This is a genomic window from Nostoc sp. ChiVER01, from assembly GCF_034531155.1.
Taxonomy (GTDB): Bacteria; Cyanobacteriota; Cyanobacteriia; order Cyanobacteriales; family Nostocaceae; genus Nostoc.
This window is the reverse complement of sequence record NZ_JAVRBS010000067.1, coordinates 1-3,998: the sequence shown is the minus strand read 5'-3', so window position 1 is coordinate 3,998 and position 3,998 is coordinate 1. Positions and strand designations below refer to the sequence as shown.

At 42.1% G+C, this 3,998-nt stretch carries 3 protein-coding genes and 1 pseudogene; all 4 read right to left on the bottom strand.

Annotated features, from left to right (window positions below):
- Nucleotides 1–88: 88 nt before the first annotated feature.
- A complete protein-coding gene (locus RMY00_RS35970; RefSeq protein WP_114085619.1) occupies nt 89–439 on the bottom strand; it encodes a four helix bundle protein in 351 nt (116 codons plus the stop codon).
- A 32-nt stretch (nt 440–471) separates the two neighbouring features.
- Entirely contained in the window at nt 472–2,316 is a 1,845-nt protein-coding gene (locus tag RMY00_RS35965; protein ID WP_322652123.1) for an ISL3 family transposase, read from the bottom strand.
- 216 nt (nt 2,317–2,532) lie between these two features.
- Entirely contained in the window at nt 2,533–2,910 is a 378-nt protein-coding gene (locus RMY00_RS35960) for an HNH endonuclease signature motif containing protein (protein WP_322652122.1), read from the bottom strand.
- An 18-nt stretch (nt 2,911–2,928) separates the two neighbouring features.
- Nucleotides 2,929–3,144: pseudogene (locus tag RMY00_RS35955) on the bottom strand (group II intron maturase-specific domain-containing protein); the annotation flags it as partial.
- Between the last annotated feature and the right edge of the window lie 854 nt (nt 3,145–3,998).

Genomic DNA, 3,998 nt, shown 5'->3' with positions numbered 1-3,998 from the left:
GGTTCTTGGCAACTTTTGGTGATCTTGGTTGGGGAAGGCAGAAGGCAGAGGGCAGAAGGCAGAAGTCGGAAAGGAAGAAGTAGTAAATTCAAGCTTTAAGTTTATTTAAGCTTGCAACTAATATACTTTGCATTTCCTCAACTTCATTTAATAGAGGTGTGAAAAGATTTTTCTCGGCTAAATCTACTTCTTTGGCAATGATTAATTGCGTATCAAGTTCTCTCAAAGAACCTAACGCAATATGTAAGAACTGTATATATTCTGGCTTGGAACGCCTACCATAACCTTCTGCTATATTAGATGCTACAGATACAGAAGAACGTCGGATTTGGCTGGTTAAACCATACAATTCTGACTGAGGGAATAGGCGGGTAAATTTATAACAATTGATAGCAAGTTGAACCGCCCTTTGCCAGATAAACTGATTTCTATAACTCATATAATCAAGTGTAAATTGTCAAAATTTTCTCCTCAAATAGCCAACAAAAATCGTCGTTCAAGTAAATCTATTTTGGCGCGACCATACATCTGTCGCTTTAACATTTTCAAGCGATTAATATGGCCTTCAACTGGGCCATTACTAACTGACATAGTTACACCTGCTTTCACAGCATTGTAGTCAGACTCTAAACTAACAGCGAAGGAGCGCAACAAAGAAACAGAGCTGTTTTTAGCTTTGTTGAACCAAGCATCGAGCTGCTCAGGTAGGCGTTGACGCACAAGGAATGTAAACTGTTGAGCTAGTTCAATAGCTGACTTCAAATCAGAATGGGCTGAAAGTAGTTGAGCGATGATTTCACGCTCATTAGGCTGTATTAATTCTGGTCGTCGCAAGACTAAAGCTGTGACGCGACTGGGGGTGAGAGGACGATGGGAGGAAGAACTAACCCTAGAGGACGCATTTTTCTTTGAACACTTTGCTGGCCCAAATCCGGGCAAGGTCTTGAGATAACGAGTGAAGCGAGCGACCGTGGCATAACCACCAATATAGCCGCAGGTGCGAATTTCTTCAAACAGTTCTTGGGTGTTGTGGTTCCCCCTATTCCAGCGACTGAGGAGGTAATCATGATAAGGGTTGAGAAGACTCAGACCGTGGTCGCTACGTTCACGACGTTCGGTAAAAGTTGAGCTACGCAAGTAATTGAATACGGTAGTTTTAGAAACTCCCAGCTCTTGAGCGATTGCTAGCCCTGAGAAGCCAATAGACCGCAGTCTCCAAACTTGCTCATGGATTTCCCTCCGTCTAGCCTGCGCCTTGGCGGATTGGACTTTTCTTTTTAAAGATGTGTTTTGGGGAAACCTTGGCACAACTGGACTCTTATTAGTCTCAGCAATCATAGAAAGGTTATCGGGGAAAGGCAGAGGGCAGACGGCAGAAGGCATTATGTTGGCTTGAAGGTTTTCCCGTGCAGTCAATCCGTCTGTATTTTCTGCCAAAAAGGGTTTAATATTCCCACATTCGTTTTGAATTTCAGTGGTCTGCAATTGGGTGGGGTCGGAATCCCCATTCAATTCCCGAATGCCCTCTGCCTTCCATACGGGACGCTGCACGAACGTACTTCTGCCTTCTTCAAGTGCTGTTTCCATCTCTTCTAGCACTTTAGTATCAGTATTAAAGACTTGTTTTTCTACTTCTTTTAGTGTTTTGGCGTGATTACCAAAGACTTGATAAAGCGTTTGAGATAAGTTCTGCAATAGATGAAAACGGTCTGCAACTTGAATGGCTTCTGGTGCGCCTTGGCGAATACCACTTTCATAAGTTTTTGACCGATCTCGTGAGACGACTTTGACACCGGGGTGAGCTTTTAACCATTCTGCTAAGGTTTCAGCCTTAGCATCTTTTAGTAAAGCAATTGGTCGGCTGCGTTCGAGGTCAATTAGTGCTGTCCCGTAAGTTTTACATTTACGAAAGCAGAAGTCGTCTACCCCAAGAGTATGTGGCGTTACGATGGGTGGCAGTGGGATTGAGCGGACTAAATTTAACAGTGTGTTGCGAGAAACTTTTATCCCCCATTGCTGTAAGAGTCTTTCCCCTGCTGCACCACCATTAGCTAAACCAATCACACTCAGTCGTTGAGCTAAACGTAGAGTTCTTCTAGCCCAAGGTGTGGTTACATTGGTCAGCCTTTCTGTAAAAATGCGCCGTTTACACAACCTATTGATGCAAAAAAACTTCCTTACCCGTAACTGTAAGGTAATGCTGTAATCAGCCCAGGGTAAGTCTGCTAATAAGCGTTCATAGCGACTATGAATTTTGTGAGTTGGTTGGTTACAAACTGGACAGTTAACTACTCTACTGATTGCGGAAACAATCAAATAAATCTTCGTTTTTATCTTATCAAGTTGGCAATTCTCAAGTCTCAGATTGCTTGAATCTGGTAATAGGTGAGTTAGCACCGACATAGAACATGAGTAAGGCTTATTCCTCAAATGTTTGATGGAGTGAAGTTGTCGGGTAGGTCAGAGATATTTCTACCTCTTTCCCCCCTCAAAACCGTGCGTACAAGTTTCCAAGTACACGGCTTAAGCAAGTCATGTAGCTGTAGCTCCAGAATGGATTTGATGATGGCAATAAATATGAACTAACTCAAGGTTTGAGTATGTATCTGAACCGCCTTTGTTTCTTGGTAATTTATGATGTTTGTGGATTTCTTCACCGTTGTATAGGCTTTGTCCACAGACAGGACAAACATGACCTTGTTTCTCAGCAATTTTCTGAATACTTTTTGGATGATTGGAAGCTTTCGCTTTTTCTCTTTCCTTCCAGTAATCTTTGAGTGTTGAGTCATCTGGTGATGACCTACCAACAACAAGTTGATGCCTTTGAATATTGAACCAAGAAAACTTTATCAGGTGGAAACCTGTGCGTTTATCTCCAAACACCCATTTATCTTTTCTTTCTAGGTTCAACCTTCCCCAATACTTATTTTTACGCCATTTATTATTTCTATTCGGATGTGTATGATTTACGTATCTACATTCCCGTTTAAACATCCAGTCATCTAAGCTTCTGAATGCCTCTGAGGCAACACCTATACGGAAATAGTTTGCTTCACCTCTAATAATCGGGTTGAGTTTTTTGATGACACTTTTAATGTCATGCCCCTTAAGATTTAGCCACTCTTCTCTTAGCTTTTTCCGTATATTTAGAAGAGATTCTTTACTAGGTTTAATGAGTAGTTTCCATCCAGTTTTAGTGTTGCTGACTCGGTAGTGTTTGATATTAAAACCTAGAAAACAGAACCCCTGATTGAGGTGAACAATTCTAGTTTTCTCTTTTGATAGTTCGAGTTAGTCATCAGACCTATCTGCTTAGTTATCAGGGACAAGTCCTGTTTTCTATTACCTTTCGGCATGGCAGCATTTGCTTAGTGGGGTTTCCTACTCCCACTGAGGAGTTCCGAGTACCTTACGGTTACTCCTACTAACTACAAACAGCAACGTAGTTAGACCCCATTGGGTTTTCCCCGTTTCGCACGCAACAGATACAACCAATGTAGGATTCTGCTATACTCCGGGAGCTTGGTATCCTATAAAGATGTACTTCAGGCATCTTTCCTGTTTCCGTTTACATAACGGATGATTTACCCCACACTACCGTATCAGTCACTTTCGATAGCCTTCAGAATATCGGAGCCTCAACGCAGATTCATAAACATTATCCATATTGGTTTTACCCTAGCCCTCCCTTTCGTTTGTGACTATTACTTGGGATTAGACATTACCCTCTAGCTGTGAGACATACTAATTACTCAAAATGCCCCTTCGGGTGGGTACAGGTTTGGATACTAACCTGGGAACTTTTTGAGGGTTCCACTCTCGCGAGCGACTTTCGGGTCGCACTGAAGTATCTTAATTATATCTTTCTTCCTTCCGACTTCTGCCTTCTGCCCTCTGCCCTCTGCCTTCCCACAACCAAGATCACCAAAAGTTGCCAAGAACCCATAAAATAGTTAGCTCTTTTTGAAGCATATCTTGAGCTAAAAGTTCATTTTATG

Bases quoted from the DNA above. Each gene is read 5' to 3' on its own strand.
- RMY00_RS35970 (WP_114085619.1), bottom strand. From the start codon at position 439: ATGAGTTATAGAAATCAGTTTATCTGGCAAAGGGCGGTTCAACTTGCT.